Here is a 19,435-nt window from a genome sequence, read left to right as displayed (position 1 = left end):
CAGGGCGAGGCCGCGTAGCCAGCCAGGCTGGACGGTGTCGGCCAATGTGGATCGCCACGCGACCGCGCGATCAGAGCGGCCGAACGATGATCTGCGCCAAAATCCAGTTGACTGAGACGGCCCCGTTACCGAAGTCCTGAGCCTAGATGCTCTCCGCCCCAGACTGGTTGGGCACGATGACAGCCTCATGGGTGGGATCAACCAGGTCGCGCATCCTCTGCATGGCCAGGTCGCACATGGTCAGGAGGCGTTGCTCTGGCACGCCATCCCGCGCTTGCACGGAAAGGCCGTGCATCAGCGCAGTGACATAGTCGCCCATCGCGTCGGTGTCGGTATCCTGTCTCAGCTCGCCGGCGCGTACGGCTTGCACCAACTTGTCGACGATGGTCGCCGTTTGCTTCAGGCGGCGTTCGGCCAGCCATTCCCGCACGCGGTCATTCTCGACGGCGCAGTTGGTCGCGGCCGATACGACCATGCAACCCCATGGGCGTCCGGGCTTCGTGTAGGTCTCGACGGCGTCGCGTAGCATCCTTTCGACGGCCTTCACTGCGCTCGGCTCCTGGGCCAGCGCTCGTGCGACGAAGCTGCCGTCGCCTTCCTCGTAGAGCCCAACCGCCTCCCGGAACAAATCCTCCTTCGAGCCGAAGGCTGCGTAGATGCGTGCCGAGGCAAGACCCAGCGCCGCCACCAGATCAGCAATCGACGTTCCCTCGTAGCCGCGTGCCCAGAATGCGTCGCGAGCCCTTTCAAGCGCCAGATCTCGATCGAACTCCCGTGGCCGCGCCATCGATGCCCCCATTCTTTGATGATCGGTAAATAATTCGCTTGACTCCGGTTGGCAAGCTTTCATTCTTTGTCGATCAACAAAGAACGAGGAAGCGGAGACACGCATGAGCGCATCGGAACTGGCATCGCTGCCCGACGGATCATCGGTCAGGGGAGGTCTTGGGGGAAAACGCGGCGCGACATTGGCGCTGCTCGCCTTCGCGCAACTGATCATCGCACTCGACCTCAACATCGTCTTCGTCGCGTTGCCGGAGATCGGCGCGGGCCTGGGCTTTTCGGGCCAGACCCTGCAATGGGTGGTCAGTGTCTACACGGTGTTCACCGGTGGCTTCCTGCTGTTCGGCGGCCGGGCAGCCGACCTGATCGGCCAGCGGCGAATGTTCGTCTTTGCCCTTTGGCTCTATGCGCTGTCGTCTTTGATCGGTGGCTTGGCCTGGAGCCCTGAAGTCATCATCCTGGCGCGCGCGGTTCAGGGTATCGGAGGCGCATTCCTGTTTCCGGCGACATTGTCCCTGGTCAACCGCCTGTTTGCCGAGGGGCCGGAGCGCAACAGGGCACTCGCTGTCTGGGGTGGCGCCGGAGCAAGCGGCCTCACGATCGGTTCGATCGCCGGTGGTCTCCTCACCAGTGCCTTTGGCTGGCCCTCAGTGTTCTATGTCAATGTCGCGCTCGCCGGCATTGCCATCGTCGCGGCATTCCTCGTCATCCCGCGGGACCCGAAGCGGCATGAACGCCGCAGCTTCGACCTGCCGGGCGCGCTGACTGTCACCGCCGGGGCGACACTGCTCGTCTTCGCGCTTGTGCAGGGGCCGGAATATGGCTGGGGTTCGGGCAGCATCATCTGGAGCTTTGTCCTGGCTGCCGCCCTGCTCACCGCTTTCGTGGTGATCGAAGCACGGAGTGCCGATCCGCTCATGCCCTTGCGCTTGTTCCGCAATCGCAGCCTCCTGACCGGAATGACAATCACATTCCTGTACATGGCGACATTCGGCACACTGCCCTATTTTCTGACGGTGTTGTTCCAGAACGTGCAKGGTTTCACAGCTCTTCAGACCGGGCTCGCGTTTCTGGTTCCCTCGATAGCGATTGCGGTGGGGACGCAGGTCGGCGAGCGGTTGGTTACGCGGCTTTCGATCCGCTCCACGCTGATTGGCGGCATGGCCGTGGGGGCTATCGGAACGGCATTGATGGTTCCCGGTGCTGCTGCGGAAAGCAGTTACCTCATCATCCTCCCAGGGCTGATCATTTCCGGCATAGGTCAGGGTGTTGTCTGGACCGGCATGTGGATTGCGGCCGCTTCCGGCGTTCATCATGACGAGCAGGGCGTCGCCTCGGGAATGGCGTCGACAACGCTGAATGTCGGTAACGCCATTGGCCTTGCGGTTCTCATCGCCGTTGCCAATTCCCAGGTCGGCGGATTGGCGGGCGACGCGTTGCGGATCGCCGTGGCCGAGGGCATCCAACGGGCGTTCTGGCTGGCAGCCGCGGGCATCGTCCTCAGCATTATCGTCGCCCTCGTTGCGCAACAGAAGCAGCCGAACGCTGACAGCGTGTGAACCCTGGACGTCGCGGTGCGAAGCGGAGATGGCGCGTCGTGCGCCATCTCGAGCCTTCGGCACGATGTCGCATGGCGCCATCTTCGGCTCATGCCCTCGATCGCTTCAGTCATGAGGCGGTGGCTTCTTGGGTTTCAGATGAGGCCAGCCGTGCCTGGGACGAACGGCGAAGCTAGCGCTCGCGTCTTCGGGGCTGCGGCATGCTGCTGACCGTGAGGGCCTGCTTGCGGACTGATCCGGGGAGCTGCCGGTTCGACTGATGGCGCGTTGTCTCGGTTCATCCTAAGGAGTAACGAAGCGATCGTAGCGATTCTGCGGATAATGCGCGTGCTCGGAAAGCCGTTTAACACCGTAAGCCACGCGTTGCCGACCCAGATCGCCGCCCGGGTGACGGAGTTCGGCTTCGGCGAAGCTGCGCACTTCTTCGGTGATCCACATCGCTATCTGGGCCGTCTCGACCGGTCCCGGCTGCAGCTCAATTCGGACGTGGCGCTCGAAGCCTCCGACGCGCACGCGGCGATCAAGGCACCGATCGCGGGATGATGGACCGCGCAGTTGTTCCGGCGTTCGGGCAGGTTCTGTTTGCGGTCGCGCTCGGGTATGCGGGGGTGGCTGGTGCCGCGGTTCTGGCCACAGCGCTCGTTGGCCGTCCCCTTGGCTTCGATGCTCGCGAGACTGCGTTCTTTCTGAGCGTTGGGCTTGGCACGGTGTTCGCAGTCGGGGCGATGAGCGATCTACCATGGCGGCGTGCATCGGCCCTTTCGTGGCCGGCGGATCGGCGCATCGTCATCCGGTTCGTGGCCGTGTTGCTGCTCGTACTGGCTATCGAGGCGACCGTCGCGGCATCGGGGCTGCTAGGGTCGCTCGAAGACATCAAGGCGATGTCCAGCTCGGAGCGCAGTTGGCTCGGTTTTCTGAATGCGGTGCTGCTCGCCCCCGTGGTCGAGGAAGCATTGTTCCGTGGCCTGCTGTTCACGCGGTTGCGCCAGCGCTTCTCCGCATGGCCGGCCTTGGTGATCGTGACGCTGGCCTTCGGACTGCTGCATATCGAGAACGGGCTGCTGCACGTCGTATCGGTTCTGCCGGCTGGCGCGTTCCTGAGCTATGCACGCGAGGTTTCCGGCGGAATCGGCCTACCCATTCTGCTGCATGCCTGCATGAATCTGGCGATCGTAGTCGCGGGGACCTTCCTATGACCCTTTCCATCCGTCCAGCCCGACCCGACGAGGCCGGTCTCGTCCTGACCTTCATCAGGGAGCTCGCCGAATACGAAGAGCTTCTGCACGAGGTCGCGGCCAGCGAAGAGCAACTCGCGCAGGCCCTGTTCGGGCCAGATCCCAAGGTCGCCTGCGATATCGCCGAATGGGAAGGTGCGCCTGCGGGATTCGCCGTCTGGTTCTATACCTATTCGACCTTCTCGGGCCGCCATGGCATCTGGCTCGAGGATCTCTATGTCCGGCCTGAATTCCGCGGCAAAGGCATCGGCAAGGCCCTGATCGCAGGGCTGGCGAAGCGCTGCGTCGACGAGGGGCTGCCGCGCCTGGCCTGGTGGGTGCTGAACTGGAACGAGCCCTCGCGCGTGTTCTACCGCTCTCTCGGCGCGAACGCGCAATCGGAATGGACGGTCAAACGCCTCGACGGCGACGCGCTGCGGCGGTTGGGAGAGAGCGTGTGAGCGGACCTCAAGCCCTTCCCATCGTGATCATCGCCGCCGTCGCCGATAATGGCGTGATTGGTGACGATAATCGCCTGATCTGGCGGCTGAAGACGGACCTAAGGCATTTTCGTGGCCTGACGCTCGGCCGGCCGGTGCTGATGGGGCGAAAGACCTTTCTCTCGATCGGAAAGCCGTTGCCGGGGCGCGAGACCATCGTCCTGACACGCGATCCCGGTTTTAATGCCGACGGCGTTCATGTCGCGCATGGCCTCGACGAGGCGATCGAGGCCGGTCAGCGGCTGGGCCTCGCGATGGGCGCGGATTCCGTCACTGTTGCGGGGGGCGCCGAGATCTACGCCCAGGCCTTGCCGTTGGCCGATCGGGTTGAACTGACCCAGGTTCACGCTGAGCCCGAAGGCGATGCCCTTTTTCCGGTCTGGGACAGGGCGGCGTTCGAGCGCGTGAAGCAGGAGAACCACCCTCGCAGTGCCGATGACGAGCATGCTTTCACCTTCGCGACCTTTCGCCGCCGGGCCTGAACGCTGTTTCCGTTGACGATGAAGGGCTTGCGTCGTTGACGAATCCGTGTCCGATGACCAAGTCACGGACACGCGTTCCCTAAGGGCGCTGACAAACAGCCGCCGTTCGCCTATGGCACGTGTGGTACAGATGTGAGGAACGGCACGAGTATGCCTTGGAGCAACCAGAGCGGCGGTAGCGGTGGCGGCGGGGGAGGACCCTGGGGCCAGCGCGGAAGTGGTGGCGGCGGCGGCGGCCCGTGGGGGCAGGGCCCCGGAGGCAGTGGCGGTGGTTCGCCACCGGATCTGGAAGAAATTTTGCGCCGTAGTCAGGATCGGTTGAAGGATTTGCTGCCGGGCGGCAATCTCGGCGGACGTGGCCTGGTTCTCGGCATCCTGGCCCTGATCGTGATCTGGCTGATGACGGGCTGGTATATCGTCCGGCCGAACGAGGTTGGTCTCAACCTCCGCTTCGGCAAATATATCGGCAAGACCGGCGAAGGCCTGAACTACAACTGGCCCTACCCGATCGGTAGCGTGATCAAGCCCCAGGTCACCAATGTGATCACGACGGAAGTCGGCTTCCGCACCATCGAATCGGTCCGCACCTCGCGCCAGACGGATGTCGGCGAAGAGAGCCTGATGCTGACCGGCGACGAGAACATCGTCGATATCGACGTGATCGTGCAGTGGCAGATCGATCCGGCCGCGCCGGAGAATTATGTCTTCAATATCCAGGATCCGCCGGGCACGGTGAAGGCTGTGGCCGAGAGCGCGATGCGCGAGGTGATAGGCCAGCGCAACATCCAGCCCGTGCTGACGACGGATCGTGCCGCAATCGAGACCGAAGTGCGCCAGTTGATGCAGGAGACGCTCGACAGCTACAAGGCTGGCGTGCAGATCCGCCTCGTCCAGCTGCAGAAGGTCGATCCGCCGCAGCAGGTCATCGACGCGTTCCGTGACGTCCAGGCGGCGCGCTCCGACCAGGAACGCCTGCGCAACGAGGCGCAGACCTATGCCAATCGGGTCGTGCCGGAATCGCGCGGTCGTGCGGCGCAACTGGTCCAGTCGGCGGAAGCCTTCAAGGAGCAGACCGTCGCGGAAGCGCGCGGCCAGGCCAGCCGCTTCAATGCTGTCTATCTGCAGTACAAGGCGGCGCCGGCCGTGACCCGCGAGCGTCTCTTCCTCGAGACGATGGAGCGTGTGCTCGGTGGCACCGACAAGATCATCCTCGACCAGAGGGGTAACGGGCAAAGTGTCGTGCCTTACCTGCCGCTGAACGAACTCCAGCAACGGCGCGCTGCGCCGGGTGCGCCGCAGGCGGGAGCGACCCGATGAACGGTTCCATCCTGCGCATTGGTGCGCTTGTCGTCCTCGCCGTCGCCGCGATCGTCTTCTATGCCGCGACCTTCGTGGTCCAGCAGACCCAGTCGGCCATCGTGTTGCGCTTCGGCGCGGTCCGCAGCGTCGTCACCGCTCCGGGCATCTACCTGAAGCTGCCGGCCCCCTTCGAGCAGGTGACGCTGCTCGACAACCGCATCCTCGATCTCGACCTTCCCGCCCAGGAAATCATCGCGTCGGATCAGAAGCGGCTCGTCGTCGACGCCTTCACGCGCTACCGGATCTCCGATCCGCTGCGCTTCTATCAGGCGGTGAACAACATCCCGCGGGCCAACTCGCAGCTTGCCTCGATCGTCAATGGTCAGGTTCGCGCGGTCCTCGCGGATGCCAGCTTCATCTCGGTGGTCCGGACCGACCGGTCGCGGCTGATGAGCCGTATCCGCGACGACGTGAACCGCGAGGCGGCCCGCTTCGGCATGACGGTCGTCGATGTCCGCCTGCGTCGGGTCGATCTGCCGCAAGCGAACTCGCAGGCGGTGTTCCAGCGCATGCAGACCGAGCGTCAGCGCGAAGCTGCCGAGGCGCGTGCGCTTGGCGCCCAGCAGGCGCAGGAGATCAGGGCCCGCGCCGAGCGTGACGCGACCGTGATCGTCGCCGAAGCCCAGCGTCGTTCCGACGAGATCCGAGGCGAGGGCGAGGGCGAGCGGAACAAGGTCTTCGCCGAGGCTTTCGGCAAGGATCCCGAGTTCTTCACCTTCTATCGCTCGATGCAGGCCTATGAGGCGAGCATCAAGCCGGGGGACACGCGGATGCTGCTTTCGCCGGATTCGCCGTTCTTCCGCTACTTCAACGACCCTACGGGACGTCCCCAGAGCTCGGCTGCAACGCCGGCCCCGGCGGCCAGTCCCTGATCGATAGCGAGCGTCGCGTATGCTGGATTTCATCGCGGCGCTCGGCCTCGTCTTCGCCATCGAAGGCATCTTGTTCGCAGCGATTCCAAATCTGGCGAAGGATGCCTTGCGCAGCGCAGCGGAGACGCCAGCAGACCGAATGCGGCTGATCGGTATCGGTTCAGCCGTGTTCGGGGTGCTCCTCGTCTGGCTCGTACGCATCGGGGTGTAGAAGCGGCGGTCGGAATGCCTGGTGACGTGATTGTGTGTCGCCCTTCCGCCGCAATTTGAGGTTCAATCTCTAGGCCAACATCCTGGCCGCACGATCGGCCTGCTTCTTCACGAGGACCCTGATTGATGGCACTGAAAATCGTTTCCGCTTCCGGGCTTGCGCGGGCCGCGCTCGTGGCCGGCGTCGCGGCGCTGCCGATGCTGGCGACGCCCGTGATCGCCCAGCCGCCGACGGGAGTGTCGCCGCTGGTCCAGGGGCAGATCTCGCTCGCCGACCTGGCCGAGCGGGTGATGCCGGCGGTGGTCAATATCTCGGCTGTCACGACGAGCGACACGCGCAGCCGCAACCTGCCGCAACTGCCGCAGCTCGGCCCCGATACGCCCTTCGGCGATCTGTTCGAGGAGTTCTTCAACCGCCGCGGTCAGGGCCAGCAGGGCCAAGGCCAGGGCCAGCCGCCGCAGCAGCGACGGTCGCAATCGGCCGGCTCGGGCTTCGTGATCGATTCCTCCGGCATCGTCGTCACCAACAACCACGTCATCGGCGACGCCAACGAAATCACGGTGATCTTCAACAGTGGCCTGCGCCTGAAGGCGGAGATCATCGGCAAGGACACCAAGGTCGATCTCGCGGTGCTGCGCGTGAAGCACGACAAGCCGCTCGATGCCGTCAAGTTCGGGGATTCMGACAAGATGCGGATCGGCGACCCTGTCATGGCGATCGGCAATCCGTTCGGCCTCGGCAGCTCCGTGTCGTCGGGCATCGTCTCGGCCCGCAACCGCGATATCCAGCAGGGCCCCTACGACACCTATATCCAGACCGATGCGGCCATCAACAAGGGTAATTCCGGCGGCCCGCTGTTCAACATGGCCGGTGAGGTCATTGGCATCAACACCGCGATCCTGTCGCCGACCGGCGGCTCCGTCGGCATCGGCTTTGCCGTTCCCTCGTCGCTGGCGGTCAATGTCGTCGATCAGCTCCGTGAGTTCGGCGAGACCCGCCGCGGCTGGCTCGGCGTCCGTATCCAGAGCGTCGACGACGCCACCGCCGAGGCGCTCGGTCTCGGCACGGCGCGCGGCGCGCTCGTTGCCGGCATCGATGACAAGGGCCCGGCCAAGCCGGCGGGACTTGAAGTGGGCGATGTCATCGTCAAGTTCGACGGAAAGGAAGTGAAGGATTCGCGCGATCTGCCGCGGATTGTCGCCGGTACGGCGGTCGGCAAGGATGCGCCGATCACGGTGGTCCGCAAGGGCAAGGAAGTCGTCAAGACGGTCAAGCTCGGCCGGCTCGAGGATGGCGAGAAGGTCCAGCAGGCCTCTGCCAAGCCGAATGCCGAACCGGCCAAGCCCGCCGTGACCACGGCCTTGGGTCTGGAGCTCTCGCAGCAGACGGACGAGCTCAGGAAGCGCTACTCCATCAAGGACGGCACCAAGGGCGTGGTGATCACCAAGGTCGATCCCAACTCCAATGCCGCGGACAAGCGCATCTCGATTGGTGAACTGATCGTCGAGGTTGGCCAGGAGGCGGTGAACTCGCCCGAGGACGTGACCAAGCGCCTGGATACGCTGAAGAAGGAGGGCAAGAAGTCGGCTCTGCTTCTGGTCGCGAACGGGCAGGGTGAGGTTCGTTTCGTCGCGGTCACGATGAACTGACCAAGCTGGTCTTGGACAGGATCAAGGGCGGCCCTCGTGGCCGCCCTTTTCATTTCTCCGGATTGCGATCGGGCCGATGAGCAATTTGCATTGGTTGCGCTCCGTCCGGTGTGCGATCAGGGCGACGAGCAGCGGAGTGGATATGCGATGCGGATGAGCGAGATTCCTTTCGGAACGGTCGACTGGAGTTCAGTGGAGCCGGTGCGTCACCCAGGCGAGAAGGGCGAGGCGATCTGGCGCACGCGTTTCTTCGGACCGGCGGAAAATGCGATCAGGGTTCGCATGGTCGAGTACTCCGCGGGCTACGTCTCGGATCACTGGTGCTCGAAGGGGCATGTCCTGCTCTGCCTCGAGGGCGAATTGGAGACCGTGCTGGAAGACGGTCGCGCTTTCACGCTCCGGCCTGGCATGAGCTATCAGGTCGCCGATCAGGCCGAGGCGCATCGCTCACAGGCGCCCAGGGGCGCAAAGCTGTTCATCGTCGACTAAAGCATCGGCCCGAAAAGTGGATTGCGGTTTTCGGGAAAGCCGATGCAAACACAAGGATCATCGGCCGAAGGGCGGATTGCGGGGCGATGCAGACACCGAAGCCTGGCTTATCGGGCGGGATTCGCGATCCGGTGCGATAATTCAGGCTTGGATGATCTCGTCGCCGCGATAGCCCTGAGCGTAGAGCAGCGCCGTCAGATCCGCGTGGTCGAGCCGGGCATCTGCCGCAGCCGCAACCGCCGGCTTCGCTCTGAAGGCGACGCCAAGCCCGGCCTCGCCGAGCATCGCGAGATCGTTGGCACCGTCGCCGACCGCCAATGTCGCGGCTCTTGAAAGGCTGCGCTGCTCGCGCAGTTCGACAAGCGAGTCCAGCTTGGCCTGTTTGCCGAGGATCGGGGCTTCGACTTCGCCGGTCAGGACGCCGTTTGCGACAAGGAGCGTGTTGGAACGATCTTCGTCGAAGCCGATGGTCGCGCCGAGCGGGCCCGTGAACACGGTGAAGCCACCCGAGACCAGCGCCGTATAGGCTCCGTTGGCGCGCATGGTGCGCACCAGTTGCCGGCCTCCGGGCGTCAGCGTGATGCGCTCGCGGATGATCTCGTCCACGACCGATGCCGGGACGCCCTTCAGCAGCGCCACGCGCTCGCGCAGCGCCGGTTCAAAGGCAATCTCGCCGCGCATGGCGCGTTCGGTGATGCTTGCGACCTTGTCCTTGAGCCCGACATAGGCGGCGAGTTCGTCGATGCATTCCTGACCGATCATGGTCGAATCCATGTCGGCGAGGAACAGCGCCTTACGGCGTGTCGCCGCCGGCTGGACAATGATATCGACCGCGGTTCCGTCGAGCGCCGCCCGAATGTCGGCTTCGAGCTTGCGTGCGTCCGCCCCATCCGCGAAGAGGTCTGCTGCGACCTCGTCATCCAGGCGGGCTTGCCGGGTTACGCCGGATACGGCATTGGCGAGACGCGTCAGCAGGGCGTCGCTCAGCAGCGCCTGGCCGTGAGCGGAAACAAGTGTCGCGACGAGCATGAGAAGGACCGATTGAGCGTGGCGTACAGGGCGGTGCTCATCGCAGGTCCTACGGCGAGCGGCAAGTCCGCGCTGGCGATCGAGATCGCGCGCCGCTTTGGCGGAACCGTCGTCAATGCGGATTCGATGCAGGTCTATGCCGATCTGCGGATCATCACCGCGCGGCCGACGATCKACGACGAGGCGATGGTTCCTCACCGTCTCTATGGCCATGTCGACGGCGCCGTGAACCATTCGGCGATGCGCTATGTCGCTGATGTCAGCGCGCTCCTCGACGAGCTGGCGGGCAACGGGTCGCTTCCGGTGCTGGTCGGCGGGACGGGGCTCTACTTCAAGGCGCTGACCGAGGGCCTTTCGGAAATCCCGCCGGTGCCCGAGGCAGTTCGCTCGGCCTTTCGTGCCCATGCCGAGGCGCGCGAGACGGCTGCGCTCCATGTCGAACTTCAACGCTGCGATCCCGTCATGGCCGAGCGGCTGCGTCCGAGCGACCGCATGCGGATCATGAGAGCGCTGGAAGTCTTTGCCGCKACCGGGCGGTCGCTGGCAAGTTTTCAGGGCGCACGCAAGCCAGGCCCGCTGGACGGGGGAGCGCTGCTCCAGCTTTTCGTCTCGCCCGAACGCGATCTGGTGCGTGCCCGCATCGATCGACGCTTCGAGCAGATGATGGGGGAGGGCGCCCTCGAAGAGGTTACAGCGCTACGGGCGCGCGGGCTCGATCCCCTGCTGCCGGTCATGCGCGCGCATGGCGTGCCCGGCCTGATCGCCCATCTCGACGGGGCGCTCAGCCTCAAGGAAGCCATTGCCAGGGGGCAGGCCGACACGCGTGCCTATGCGAAGCGCCAGGTCACGTGGTTCCGTCACCAGATGGCGGGCTGGCATGCTGTAGCCCCCGAGGCCGCTCTCGGCTTTGCGCTGCGCGAGCTGGAGACACGGGCCTGAGATCAGGCGGCTTCGGCGACGTCTGCCCCCGCGAAGCGGATGCAGTCGCGGCCTTCGTGCTTGGCGCGGTACAAGGCGCTGTCGGCGCGCGCAAAGAACTCCGCGAAGCTCTCCGCACTCTCGCGGGTCGCCACCCCGAGGCTCGCAGTGACACGCAGGGACATCGTCTCGGAGGTCGGCAGTTCGCGCATCGTCAGCGCATCCTGGATACGATGGGCGATGCGCATCGCGGCCGCGGAGCCGGTGCGTGGCAGGAAGACGGCGAACTCCTCACCGCCGAAACGCCCCACCAGATCGCGCTCGGGCCTGACCAGGCCAAGCAGGAGATCGGCGAAGGCCCTGATCACGGCATCGCCGGCGACATGGCCATGCGTGTCGTTGACGCTCTTGAAGTGGTMGATGTCGACGATGATCAGGGACGCATCGTCACCGTCCGTTTCGCACGCGAGGATCTCGCGATTGGCCTTCTCGATGAAGGAGCGCCGGTTCAGGAGTGCGGTCAGCGGATCTGTCTCGGCAAGGCGGCGCAGTTCCTGCTCGCGTTCCTCGCGCTGGCCGATCTCATGCGACAGCGCCCGTCGGGTCGCACGCTCCCGGCCGATCTCGAGCGCCAGCGTTGCGGCCCGGCTCTGCAGCGTCAGGTTCGCGATCATCAGCTCGGAGATGTCGGTGAGCGTGATCACCAGCCCGTCGCCGAGCGGCGCCAGTGCGAGCTGGAGCCAGATCTCACGGCCATTCACCGTAAAGCTGGATTCGAAGATGTCGTTGCGGCGCAGCTCGATGGCATAGAGGCAGCGGCGCCAGATCATGGCGTCAGAGAGGAAGGGCAGGCTCGTGCGGGCGTCCGTGTCKAGCAGGTTCTCGTCGGGATGGCCCGCCATCAGTGCCGCGCGGCGATTGGCGGTGATGATGATCGTGCGCTCGATATTGCCGTCATCGTCGCGTACGGCCCGCAATGCGACAATGCCGCTGGGCGAGGTCTCCAGAACCGTGGTCAGCAGTTCCTCGCGGAATTGCAGCGGCCGGCTGAAGACGACAAGGAAGCGATCGCCATTTGTGCCGGTGGTCGGCAGGACCAGTCGCTCCCACAGGCACACCCGGACGGTCTTGAGGGAGCGATGCACCGTATACATCGGCTTGCCGTGCGTCAGGGCCTGATCATAGCATTGGATCGTGAACCGGGCGACCTGAGGGGTCATCTGCGAGATGCGTTCGCTCTGCCGGCTGCCGCCGACATAGCGTGTGATTTCGCGGCCGTAATGCTCATAGCGATAGTCGCCGTCTCCGGTCGGGACACACACCATGAGGTCGTCGCCGAAGCGGGGCATGAGGTCCTTGAGCAGCGCCTCGTAGGAGACGCCGCCTGCGCCAGGGGCATGCAGGGCAAAGCGCTGCAGAAGTTCGGCCACTTCCGGCGCATGGGCGCGTTCGACGATATTTTCGGTGTGCACTTCCTGATACATGGCGGCCCCGTTTCGCGCGCAAGGACCTTAGCAAGGCCGTTCTTGAAAAAGTGTTCCCTTTCGTCATGGGATTTTCGGAACTGAGGGCCATGAGTTTTTGCAGCTTGACCATGCCAAACCGGTCGTCTAGCGTGCCGCAATTATCGCAAAGGATGTCGGGCGCGATGCGCAAGCTTATTCTCGTACGGGTGCGCTGGTAGGGGGCGGTTGAACAAACCGCTTGGCCCCTGACGCCAGCGCACGCCCAGGCCCCTCCGAGGGCCTTTTTTATTGCCCGATTTTCCCTGAACTGACCCGAAGACCCCCGAGGAGAGCGACATGAGCGAGATGATGACCGGCGCGGAAATGGTCGTCCGTGCGCTTCAGGATCAAGGCGTCGAACATCTGTTCGGCTACCCCGGCGGCGCCGTGCTGCCGATCTATGACGCGCTMTTCCTCCAGGACAAGGTGAAGCACATTCTGGTCCGGCACGAGCAGGGTGCCGTCCATTCAGCGGAGGGGTATGCGCGCTCCTCGGGCAAGGTTGGCTGCGTCCTGGTGACCTCCGGCCCCGGCGCGACCAACGCCGTMACCGGGTTGACCGACGCGCTGCTCGACTCGATCCCGGTTGTCGTCATCACCGGGCAGGTCCCGACGCATCTGATCGGCTCCGACGCCTTCCAGGAATGCGATACGGTCGGCATCACGCGTTCCTGCACCAAGCATAATTATCTCGTGAAGAGCATCGCGGATCTGCCGCGCATCCTGCACGAGGCTTTCTATGTCGCCGCCAACGGCCGTCCCGGGCCGGTCGTCGTCGACATTCCGAAGGACATCCAGTTCGCCAAGGGCGAGTACACCCGCCCGCGCGACAACCAGCACAAGACCTACCGTCCGACGGTCAAGGGGGACCTGAACAAGATCAGGGCCGCAGTCGAACTGATGGCCAAGGCGAAGCGCCCGATCTTCTACACTGGCGGCGGCGTCATCAATTCCGGCACGCACGCCTCGGCGCTGCTGCGCGAACTGGCGCGGCTGACCGGCTATCCCGTCACCTCGACACTGATGGGGCTGGGCGCTTTCCCGGCGGCCGACAAGCAGTGGCTCGGCATGCTGGGCATGCACGGCACCTACGAAGCCAATCTTGCGATGCATGACTGCGACGTCATGATCAATATCGGCGCACGCTTCGACGACCGCATCACCGGTCGGCTCGACGCCTTCTCGCCACGCTCGAAGAAGATCCATGTCGATATCGACCCGTCCTCGATCAACAAGAACGTCAAGATCGACATCGGCATCGTCGGTGATTGCGCCCATGTCCTGGAGGACATGGTCCGGATCTGGCGCGAGACGAGCCCGCAGGTCGACAAGGAGGCCTTGAAGGGCTGGTGGGAGCAGATCAGCGGCTGGCGCGCGCGCAACAGCCTCGGCTACAAGCAGTCCGGTGCGGTCATCAAGCCGCAATACGCGATCGAGCGGCTCTATGAGCTGACCAAGGACCGCGACACCTACATCACCACCGAAGTCGGCCAGCACCAGATGTGGGCGGCGCAGTACTTCCACTTCCAGGAGCCGAACCGCTGGATGACCTCCGGCGGACTCGGCACCATGGGCTACGGCCTGCCGGCGGCAATCGGCGTGCAGATGGCCCATCCGAAGGCGCTTGTCGTCGACATCGCCGGCGAAGCCTCCATCCTGATGAACATGCAGGAGATGTCGACGGCGGTGCAGCACCGGCTGCCGGTCAAGATCTTCATCCTGAACAACGAATATATGGGCATGGTTCGTCAATGGCAGGAACTGCTGCATGGCGGGCGCTATTCGGAGAGCTATTCGGCTTCGTTGCCCGATTTCGTGAAGCTCGCGGAAGCCTATGGCGGCCACGGCATCCGCTGCTCGGATCCGGACCAGCTCGATGATGCGATCCGCGAGATGATCGATACGCCAAAGCCGGTGATCTTCGACTGCCTTGTTGCGAAGGAAGAGAACTGCTTCCCGATGATCCCGTCGGGCAAGGCCCATAACGAGATGATCCTGCCCGATTTCGAGGGAAATACGGGCGATATCATCGATGCCAGGGGCAAGCAGCTTGTCTGACGATCGGCAAGCGGGCGAGGAGGCGCGGGCATGAGCACGATCGGCCTGATCGGCGGCATGAGCTGGGAATCGACCGCGGTTTATTACCGGCTGCTCAATGAGCGGGTGCGCGCCCTTCGGGGCGGGCTGCACTCGGCGGATGTGCTGCTGCATTCGCTCGATTTCGCGCCGATCGCCGAGATGCAGGCGAGCGGGGACTGGGCTGCGGCCGGCCATCTCCTGGCCGACAGCGCCATCCGGCTCGAGCGGGCGGGCGTGAACTGTATCCTGCTGTGCACCAATACCATGCACAAGCTGGCGGACCGGATCATGGCTGCGACTCGCGTGCCGTTCCTGCATCTGGCCGACGTGACCGCGACGGCGATCCGCAAAAGCCCGTCGCGGCGGCCGCTATTGCTGGCGACGCGCTTCACGATGGAACAGGCTTTTTATCGCGAGCGCCTCGCTGCGTTCGGCGTCGAGGCCATGGTTCCCGATGCCGAACAGCGCGACGATGTCCATCGCATCATCTACGAGGAACTCTGCCGTGGTCGGATCGAGCCTGCCTCGAAGGCACGCTATCTCGACATCGTCGCAGCGGCGGTAAAGCAGGGCGCGGACGGGGTGATCCTTGGCTGCACCGAGATCACCCTCCTGGTCTCGCAAGCGGATTTCGACATCCCGGTCTTCGACACGACGGCGCTGCATGTCGAAGCGGCGCTCGATTTCGGCCTGGAAACGGCGAGCCAGGCGGCATGAAGCTCCTGATCGGAAACAAGTGCTACTCGTCCTGGTCGCTGCGGGCCTGGCTCGTGCTGCGCGCCAAGGGCATTGCCTTCGATGAGAAGCTCGTCCTGCTCGACGAGCCTGGCTTCAAGGAGGCGATCTTCGCCGAGGCTCCGGGCAGCGGCGGCACCGTGCCAACGCTGGTCGACGGGGACATTGCGGCGTGGGAGACGCTCGCGATCATGGAATACCTGCATGACAGCTATCCCGATCTCGGGATCTGGCCAAGGGACCGGGCGGCGCGCGCCCATGCCCGTGCCATGTCGAGCGAGATGCATGCTGGCTTCTTCGCGTTGCGCCGGGCCTGTCCGATGAATCTCGGCAAGCGCTTTGCGGCACGCGATCGCGGGGGCGACGTCGCGAAGGATGTCGCCCGTATCACTGCACTCTGGCGCGAGGCTCGCTCCCGCTTCGGCGAGGCGGAGGGAGGGCCCTTCCTCTTCGGCGGCTTCTCGGCAGCCGATGCCATGTATGCGCCCGTCGTCACAAGGCTCGATACCTATTCGATCCCGGTCGACCCGGTCAGTGCGGCCTATATGGCCGCGGTGCTCGACCATCCCTCCTATCGGGATTGGCTGAAGGCCGCCCTGGCCGAGCCCTGGATCGTAACCCAGGACGAGGTCGACGAGCCCGCCATCGCCAATCTCCGTCACGTCTAGTTCCGAATTCCGCTTCAGCTCCTGCAGGTGTCCGATGCCGACGTCAGCCACGCATTATCCGAACGCTCCCAAGATCCAGCCGGTCGCCCGCCACACGCTGGCGGTGATCGTCGACAATGAACCGGGCGTTCTCGCCCGCATCGCCGGGCTGTTCTCGGGCCGCGGCTACAATATCGAGAGCCTCACCGTCTCGGAAACCGAGCACGAGAAGCACATCTCGCGCATCACCGTGGTCACGTCGGGCACCGCCAACGTCATCGAGCAAATCAAGGCACATCTCGACCGGCTGGTGCCCGTGCACCGGGTCGTCGACCTGACGCTGCAGGGCGAGGCGCTGGAGCGCGAGCTTGCCTTGGTCAAGGTCGTCGGCAAGGGCGACCATCGGGTCGAGGCAATGCGGCTTGCGGCGGCTTTCGGCGCGCGCACACTCGATGCCTCCCTGACCTCCTTCGTCTTCGAGCTCACGGGCTCGACCGAGGAGATCGAGCGGTTCATCAAGCTGATGACCGTGGTCGGGCTCACCGAAGTCTCGCGCACCGGCATCGCGGCGATGAGCCGTGGCCCTGAGGCGATGTGATCTAGGGCGATGGATGCGGCTTCGCTCAATATGGTGGCGCTTGCGCTCGGGGGGGCCGGGTTCGGCTGCTTCGCCTGGCCGATCATCCAGCGGCTCAATGGCAAGGCGCCGCCGGAAGCTCCCGGCAGCGGCAAGAGCCTGCGTTCGCCGCTGTGGTGGGCGGGCTTCCTGCTGACGATTGCGGCGATCTTCCTGCAGCGCATCGCGAGCCAGCAGGCGGGAGGAGGCTAGCCTCCCGCGGCAGCCTCAGCCGCTGAAGCCGCCCGCGTCGAGAAATGCGCGCTCTTCGGGTGTCGTGTCCCGGCCGAGAATGGCGTTGCGATGCGGGAAGCGGCCGAAGTCGCGAATGATGTCGCGGTGGATGATCGCGTATTTGGTGCTGTCCTCATCGCCCGAGGCGCGGCTCAGATCGATGCAGCGTTCCTGATGGTCCAGCTCTTCGGAATGCATGAAGGGCATGTAGAAGAAGCGCCGCTCCGGATTGGTGAAGTGCTGGTCGAAGCCGCGGGCGATGGCGCGCTCGGCGACCTCGACAGCGAGATCGTCGCTGGCGAAGGCCTCGGGCGAGCCGCGATACAGGTTGCGTGGAAACTGGTCCAGCAAGATGAGCAGCCCATAGGCGCCTTCGGGGGTCTCTTCCCAAGAGCCGAGCTCGGCCGCCGCGGCGGCGCGCTGGGCCTCGAGAAAGCGATCGCGGATTTCCCGGTCGAAGGCGTCGTCCTTGTCGAACCACTTATCCGGTCCGGCTTGCCGCCAGAAGGCGACGGTCTCGGCGGCTGTAGGCAAGCTCATACTTGTATCTCCAGATCGGATAACGCGTTGTCCATGAAGCGCAATTGCCCCAACCGGTGGGACGGATGGCGGCGCAGATTGACGCATTCCGGGCGGAAGCGAAACCCGGCCGGGCCCGTGTCGAGGATCTTCGCAGGCTGGCCCTTGCGCTCAGAAAAACCTTCCTGTAGAGACCGAACCGTAACGTACGGTACTGATCCTTGAGCGCCACTCCAGATACATCGAGCGAAGGACTGACAGCCCGGCAACAGGCCGTGCTGGATGCTGTGCTTGGCCTGATGGTCGAGAAGGGCGAGCACCTGACGATGACGGCTGTCGCCCGGCGTGCGAGCTGCTCGAAGGAAACCCTCTACAAGTGGTTCGGCGATCGTGACGGCCTGCTGACCGCGACCGTGCAGTGGCAGGCCTCGAAGGTGCGCGCCGGCAATTATGATCGCCAGAAACTCGATGCCCTGACGCTGCGCGATAGCCTGATACGTTTTGCCGCGAACTGGCTTAATGTGATCACCAGCGACACCTCGATTGCACTGAACCGGATTGCCATCAGCCAGGCGGGATCGAAGGCAGGCAATCTCGGCGGGATCGTGCTGGCGAACGGGCGTGTCGCCATTGGCGAACGCCTGAAGCCGGTTCTCGCCGCAGGCCGTGAGGCGGGGCTCCTGGCTTTCGATGATACGGAGACCGCCTTTCGCACATTCCTCGGCCTTGTCGGGCGCGATGTGCAGATCAGGCTGCTGCTGGGTGATGCGCTCGTGCTGAGCCCAGCGGAGAACGAGCGCGATGCAGCGCGCGCGACCGATCAATTCCTCACTCTGTACGGCGCGGTTGAAGCCGCTCCGGGCAAAGAAAAACCCTAACGCGAGACCAAGGAGCAACCTATGCGCGTTTATTACGACCGCGATGCGGACATCAATCTGATCAAGGGCAAGAAAGTCTGCATCGTCGGCTATGGCTCGCAGGGCCATGCCCACGCGCTCAACCTGCGCGATTCCGGCGTGAAGGACGTGATCATCGCCCTGAAGGCCGGCTCGGCCACCCGCAAGAAGGCCGAGGAAGCAGGCTTCAAGGTCATGACCCCGGCCGAGGCCGCCAAGACCGCCGACATCATGATGATGCTGACCCCTGACGAGCTGCAGGGCGACATCTATCGTGACGAACTGCATGGCAACATGAAGGAAGGCGCCGCGCTGCTCTTCGCGCACGGCCTCAACGTGCATTTCAACCTGATCGAGCCGCGCAAGGACCTCGACGTGCTGATGGTCGCGCCGAAGGGCCCCGGCCACACCGTGCGCTCGGAGTATCAGCGCGGCGGCGGCGTGCCGACCCTGATCGCGATCCACCAGGACGCCACCGGCAACGCCCATGATCTCGGCCTGTCTTACGCTTCGGCCAATGGCGGCGGTCGCGCCGGCATCATCGAGACCACCTTCAAGGAAGAGTGCGAGACCGACCTCTTCGGCGAGCAGGTCGTGCTCTGCGGCGGCCTGGTCGAGCTGATCAAGGCTGGCTACGAGACCCTGACCGAGGCCGGCTATGCACCCGAGATGGCCTATTTCGAGTGCCTGCATGAAGTAAAGCTGATCGTCGACCTCATCTATGAGGGCGGCATTGCCAACATGAACTATTCGATCTCGAACACCGCCGAGTTCGGCGAGTATGTCACCGGCCCGCGCATCATCACCGCCGAGACCAAGGCCGAGATGAAGCGCGTGCTGACCGACATCCAGTCGGGCAAGTTCACCCGCGACTGGATGCTCGAGAACAAGGTCAACCAGACCTCGTTCAAGGCCACCCGTGCCCGTATGGCCGCGCACCCGATCGAGGAAGTCGGCGCCAAGCTGCGCGACATGATGCCCTGGATCAAGGCCAAGGCGCTGGTCGACAAGACCAAGAACTGATCGGGCTCAGGCTCTGACTCACGGACTTGGCGAGCCGCTGCAATACCGCTCGCCAAGCGCCTGAGAGGGTTAACAAATCATTGATTCCGAGAGGGCGGATGCAGTAATGTGTCCGC

General features: G+C 64.3%; 22 protein-coding genes. 18 read left to right on the top strand and 4 right to left on the bottom strand.

Features of this window, described 5'->3' with window-relative positions; genetic code table 11:
• Positions 1-142: 142 nt before the first annotated feature.
• Positions 143-892 carry a TetR/AcrR family transcriptional regulator gene (locus AC1DIO_RS32025; protein ID WP_476854667.1) on the bottom strand — a complete coding sequence of 250 codons (750 nt, stop codon included), beginning with the start codon at positions 890-892 and terminating at the stop codon, positions 143-145.
• Here AC1DIO_RS32025 and AC1DIO_RS32020 point away from each other — a divergent pair.
• The 10 genes from AC1DIO_RS32020 to AC1DIO_RS31975 all read left to right on the top strand — a co-directional run bounded on the left by AC1DIO_RS32020 (position 891) and on the right by AC1DIO_RS31975 (position 9,118).
• The gene (locus AC1DIO_RS32020; RefSeq protein WP_476854666.1) at positions 891-2,342 is read left to right on the top strand and encodes an MFS transporter; all 1,452 of its coding nucleotides are present in this window, start codon (positions 891-893) and stop codon (positions 2,340-2,342) included. The two genes, AC1DIO_RS32025 and AC1DIO_RS32020, sit on opposite strands and share 2 nt — an antisense overlap.
• A gap of 327 nt (positions 2,343-2,669) precedes the next feature.
• Positions 2,670-2,885, top strand: a complete 216-nt coding sequence (locus tag AC1DIO_RS32015) for a thymidylate synthase (protein WP_441508455.1) — start codon at positions 2,670-2,672, stop codon at positions 2,883-2,885.
• A complete protein-coding gene (locus AC1DIO_RS32010) occupies positions 2,885-3,538 on the top strand; it encodes a CPBP family intramembrane glutamic endopeptidase (protein WP_441508454.1) in 654 nt (217 codons plus the stop codon). The genes AC1DIO_RS32015 and AC1DIO_RS32010 overlap by 1 nt, the downstream gene beginning before the upstream one ends.
• Positions 3,535-4,017: a GNAT family N-acetyltransferase gene (locus tag AC1DIO_RS32005; protein WP_441489265.1), complete on the top strand. Its 483-nt coding sequence runs from the start codon at positions 3,535-3,537 to the stop codon at positions 4,015-4,017. The genes AC1DIO_RS32010 and AC1DIO_RS32005 overlap by 4 nt, the downstream gene beginning before the upstream one ends.
• Positions 4,014-4,538 (top strand): dihydrofolate reductase, encoded by a 525-nt coding sequence (locus AC1DIO_RS32000; protein ID WP_441489264.1) that lies wholly within the window; start codon positions 4,014-4,016, stop codon positions 4,536-4,538. The genes AC1DIO_RS32005 and AC1DIO_RS32000 overlap by 4 nt, the downstream gene beginning before the upstream one ends.
• A 150-nt stretch (positions 4,539-4,688) precedes the next feature.
• Positions 4,689-5,855, top strand: coding sequence for an FtsH protease activity modulator HflK (hflK, locus tag AC1DIO_RS31995; protein WP_441489263.1), 1,167 nt, complete (start codon positions 4,689-4,691; stop codon positions 5,853-5,855).
• On the top strand, positions 5,852-6,769 hold the full coding sequence (gene hflC, locus AC1DIO_RS31990; protein WP_441508453.1) for a protease modulator HflC: 918 nt from the start codon (positions 5,852-5,854) through the stop codon (positions 6,767-6,769). The genes hflK and hflC overlap by 4 nt, the downstream gene beginning before the upstream one ends.
• Positions 6,770-6,788: 19 nt before the next feature.
• Positions 6,789-6,980: a DUF2065 domain-containing protein gene (locus AC1DIO_RS31985; RefSeq protein WP_043237452.1), complete on the top strand. Its 192-nt coding sequence runs from the start codon at positions 6,789-6,791 to the stop codon at positions 6,978-6,980.
• Positions 6,981-7,105: 125 nt separating this feature from the next.
• Complete coding sequence (locus AC1DIO_RS31980) at positions 7,106-8,629, top strand: Do family serine endopeptidase (RefSeq protein ID WP_441508452.1); 1,524 nt, start codon at positions 7,106-7,108, stop codon at positions 8,627-8,629.
• A gap of 153 nt (positions 8,630-8,782) precedes the next feature.
• Positions 8,783-9,118, top strand: a complete 336-nt coding sequence (locus AC1DIO_RS31975) for a DHCW motif cupin fold protein (RefSeq protein ID WP_441489260.1) — start codon at positions 8,783-8,785, stop codon at positions 9,116-9,118.
• 141 nt (positions 9,119-9,259) lie between these two features.
• Here AC1DIO_RS31975 and serB read toward each other — a convergent pair whose 3' ends face one another.
• A complete protein-coding gene (gene serB, locus AC1DIO_RS31970; protein ID WP_441508451.1) occupies positions 9,260-10,147 on the bottom strand; it encodes a phosphoserine phosphatase SerB in 888 nt (295 codons plus the stop codon).
• A gap of 18 nt (positions 10,148-10,165) precedes the next feature.
• Here serB and miaA point away from each other — a divergent pair, with 18 nt between their 5' ends.
• Entirely contained in the window at positions 10,166-11,086 is a 921-nt protein-coding gene (gene miaA, locus AC1DIO_RS31965; protein WP_476854665.1) for a tRNA (adenosine(37)-N6)-dimethylallyltransferase MiaA, read from the top strand.
• A 2-nt stretch (positions 11,087-11,088) separates the two neighbouring features.
• Here the strand turns inward: miaA and AC1DIO_RS31960 are convergent, their stop codons facing one another.
• A complete protein-coding gene (locus AC1DIO_RS31960) occupies positions 11,089-12,549 on the bottom strand; it encodes a GGDEF domain-containing protein (protein ID WP_476854664.1) in 1,461 nt (486 codons plus the stop codon).
• 318 nt (positions 12,550-12,867) lie between these two features.
• Here AC1DIO_RS31960 and AC1DIO_RS31955 point away from each other — a divergent pair, with 318 nt between their 5' ends.
• From AC1DIO_RS31955 to AC1DIO_RS31935, 5 genes are read left to right on the top strand one after another with little or no spacing between them, the layout of a single operon-like run.
• On the top strand, positions 12,868-14,628 hold the full coding sequence (locus AC1DIO_RS31955; protein ID WP_069879871.1) for an acetolactate synthase 3 large subunit: 1,761 nt from the start codon (positions 12,868-12,870) through the stop codon (positions 14,626-14,628).
• A 30-nt stretch (positions 14,629-14,658) separates the two neighbouring features.
• On the top strand, positions 14,659-15,366 hold the full coding sequence (locus tag AC1DIO_RS31950) for an aspartate/glutamate racemase family protein (RefSeq protein WP_441508448.1): 708 nt from the start codon (positions 14,659-14,661) through the stop codon (positions 15,364-15,366).
• A complete protein-coding gene (locus AC1DIO_RS31945) occupies positions 15,363-16,052 on the top strand; it encodes a glutathione S-transferase family protein (protein ID WP_441508447.1) in 690 nt (229 codons plus the stop codon). The genes AC1DIO_RS31950 and AC1DIO_RS31945 overlap by 4 nt, the downstream gene beginning before the upstream one ends.
• Positions 16,053-16,086: 34 nt before the next feature.
• Positions 16,087-16,629: an acetolactate synthase small subunit gene (ilvN, locus tag AC1DIO_RS31940; RefSeq protein WP_069879874.1), complete on the top strand. Its 543-nt coding sequence runs from the start codon at positions 16,087-16,089 to the stop codon at positions 16,627-16,629.
• A gap of 9 nt (positions 16,630-16,638) precedes the next feature.
• A complete protein-coding gene (locus AC1DIO_RS31935) occupies positions 16,639-16,860 on the top strand; it encodes a hypothetical protein (RefSeq protein WP_441508446.1) in 222 nt (73 codons plus the stop codon).
• A 15-nt stretch (positions 16,861-16,875) separates the two neighbouring features.
• Here the strand turns inward: AC1DIO_RS31935 and AC1DIO_RS31930 are convergent, their stop codons facing one another.
• Positions 16,876-17,421, bottom strand: coding sequence for a DUF924 family protein (locus AC1DIO_RS31930; protein WP_441508445.1), 546 nt, complete (start codon positions 17,419-17,421; stop codon positions 16,876-16,878).
• Positions 17,422-17,621: 200 nt separating this feature from the next.
• On the opposite strand from AC1DIO_RS31930, the gene AC1DIO_RS31925 reads away from it, so the two are divergent.
• On the top strand, positions 17,622-18,278 hold the full coding sequence (locus AC1DIO_RS31925) for a TetR/AcrR family transcriptional regulator C-terminal domain-containing protein (protein WP_441508444.1): 657 nt from the start codon (positions 17,622-17,624) through the stop codon (positions 18,276-18,278).
• Positions 18,279-18,299: 21 nt separating this feature from the next.
• On the top strand, positions 18,300-19,319 hold the full coding sequence (ilvC, locus tag AC1DIO_RS31920) for a ketol-acid reductoisomerase (protein WP_043237478.1): 1,020 nt from the start codon (positions 18,300-18,302) through the stop codon (positions 19,317-19,319).
• Positions 19,320-19,435: the final 116 nt, after the last annotated feature.

Source organism: Allobosea sp. 05T439, assembly GCF_056396005.1.
Note: the sequence above shows the minus strand (reverse complement) of the source record. Positions and strands in the feature narration are given on the sequence as shown.

What these genes read in the sequence shown, in the direction of transcription:
- hflK (WP_441489263.1), top strand. Translation starts at nt 4,689, where the DNA reads ATGCCTTGGAGCAACCAGAGCGGCGGTAGCGGTGGCGGCGGGGGAGGA.
- ilvC (WP_043237478.1), top strand. Translation starts at nt 18,300, where the DNA reads ATGCGCGTTTATTACGACCGCGATGCGGACATCAATCTGATCAAGGGC.
- AC1DIO_RS32005 (WP_441489265.1), top strand. Translation starts at nt 3,535, where the DNA reads ATGACCCTTTCCATCCGTCCAGCCCGACCCGACGAGGCCGGTCTCGTC.
- AC1DIO_RS31945 (WP_441508447.1), top strand. Translation starts at nt 15,363, where the DNA reads ATGAAGCTCCTGATCGGAAACAAGTGCTACTCGTCCTGGTCGCTGCGG.
- AC1DIO_RS31985 (WP_043237452.1), top strand. Translation starts at nt 6,789, where the DNA reads ATGCTGGATTTCATCGCGGCGCTCGGCCTCGTCTTCGCCATCGAAGGC.
- serB (WP_441508451.1), bottom strand. Translation starts at nt 10,147, where the DNA reads ATGCTCGTCGCGACACTTGTTTCCGCTCACGGCCAGGCGCTGCTGAGC.
- ilvN (WP_069879874.1), top strand. Translation starts at nt 16,087, where the DNA reads ATGCCGACGTCAGCCACGCATTATCCGAACGCTCCCAAGATCCAGCCG.
- AC1DIO_RS31950 (WP_441508448.1), top strand. Translation starts at nt 14,659, where the DNA reads ATGAGCACGATCGGCCTGATCGGCGGCATGAGCTGGGAATCGACCGCG.
- AC1DIO_RS31975 (WP_441489260.1), top strand. Translation starts at nt 8,783, where the DNA reads ATGAGCGAGATTCCTTTCGGAACGGTCGACTGGAGTTCAGTGGAGCCG.
- AC1DIO_RS31935 (WP_441508446.1), top strand. Translation starts at nt 16,639, where the DNA reads ATGGATGCGGCTTCGCTCAATATGGTGGCGCTTGCGCTCGGGGGGGCC.
- hflC (WP_441508453.1), top strand. Translation starts at nt 5,852, where the DNA reads ATGAACGGTTCCATCCTGCGCATTGGTGCGCTTGTCGTCCTCGCCGTC.
- AC1DIO_RS32025 (WP_476854667.1), bottom strand. Translation starts at nt 892, where the DNA reads ATGCGTGTCTCCGCTTCCTCGTTCTTTGTTGATCGACAAAGAATGAAA.
- AC1DIO_RS32010 (WP_441508454.1), top strand. Translation starts at nt 2,885, where the DNA reads ATGGACCGCGCAGTTGTTCCGGCGTTCGGGCAGGTTCTGTTTGCGGTC.
- AC1DIO_RS31930 (WP_441508445.1), bottom strand. Translation starts at nt 17,421, where the DNA reads ATGAGCTTGCCTACAGCCGCCGAGACCGTCGCCTTCTGGCGGCAAGCC.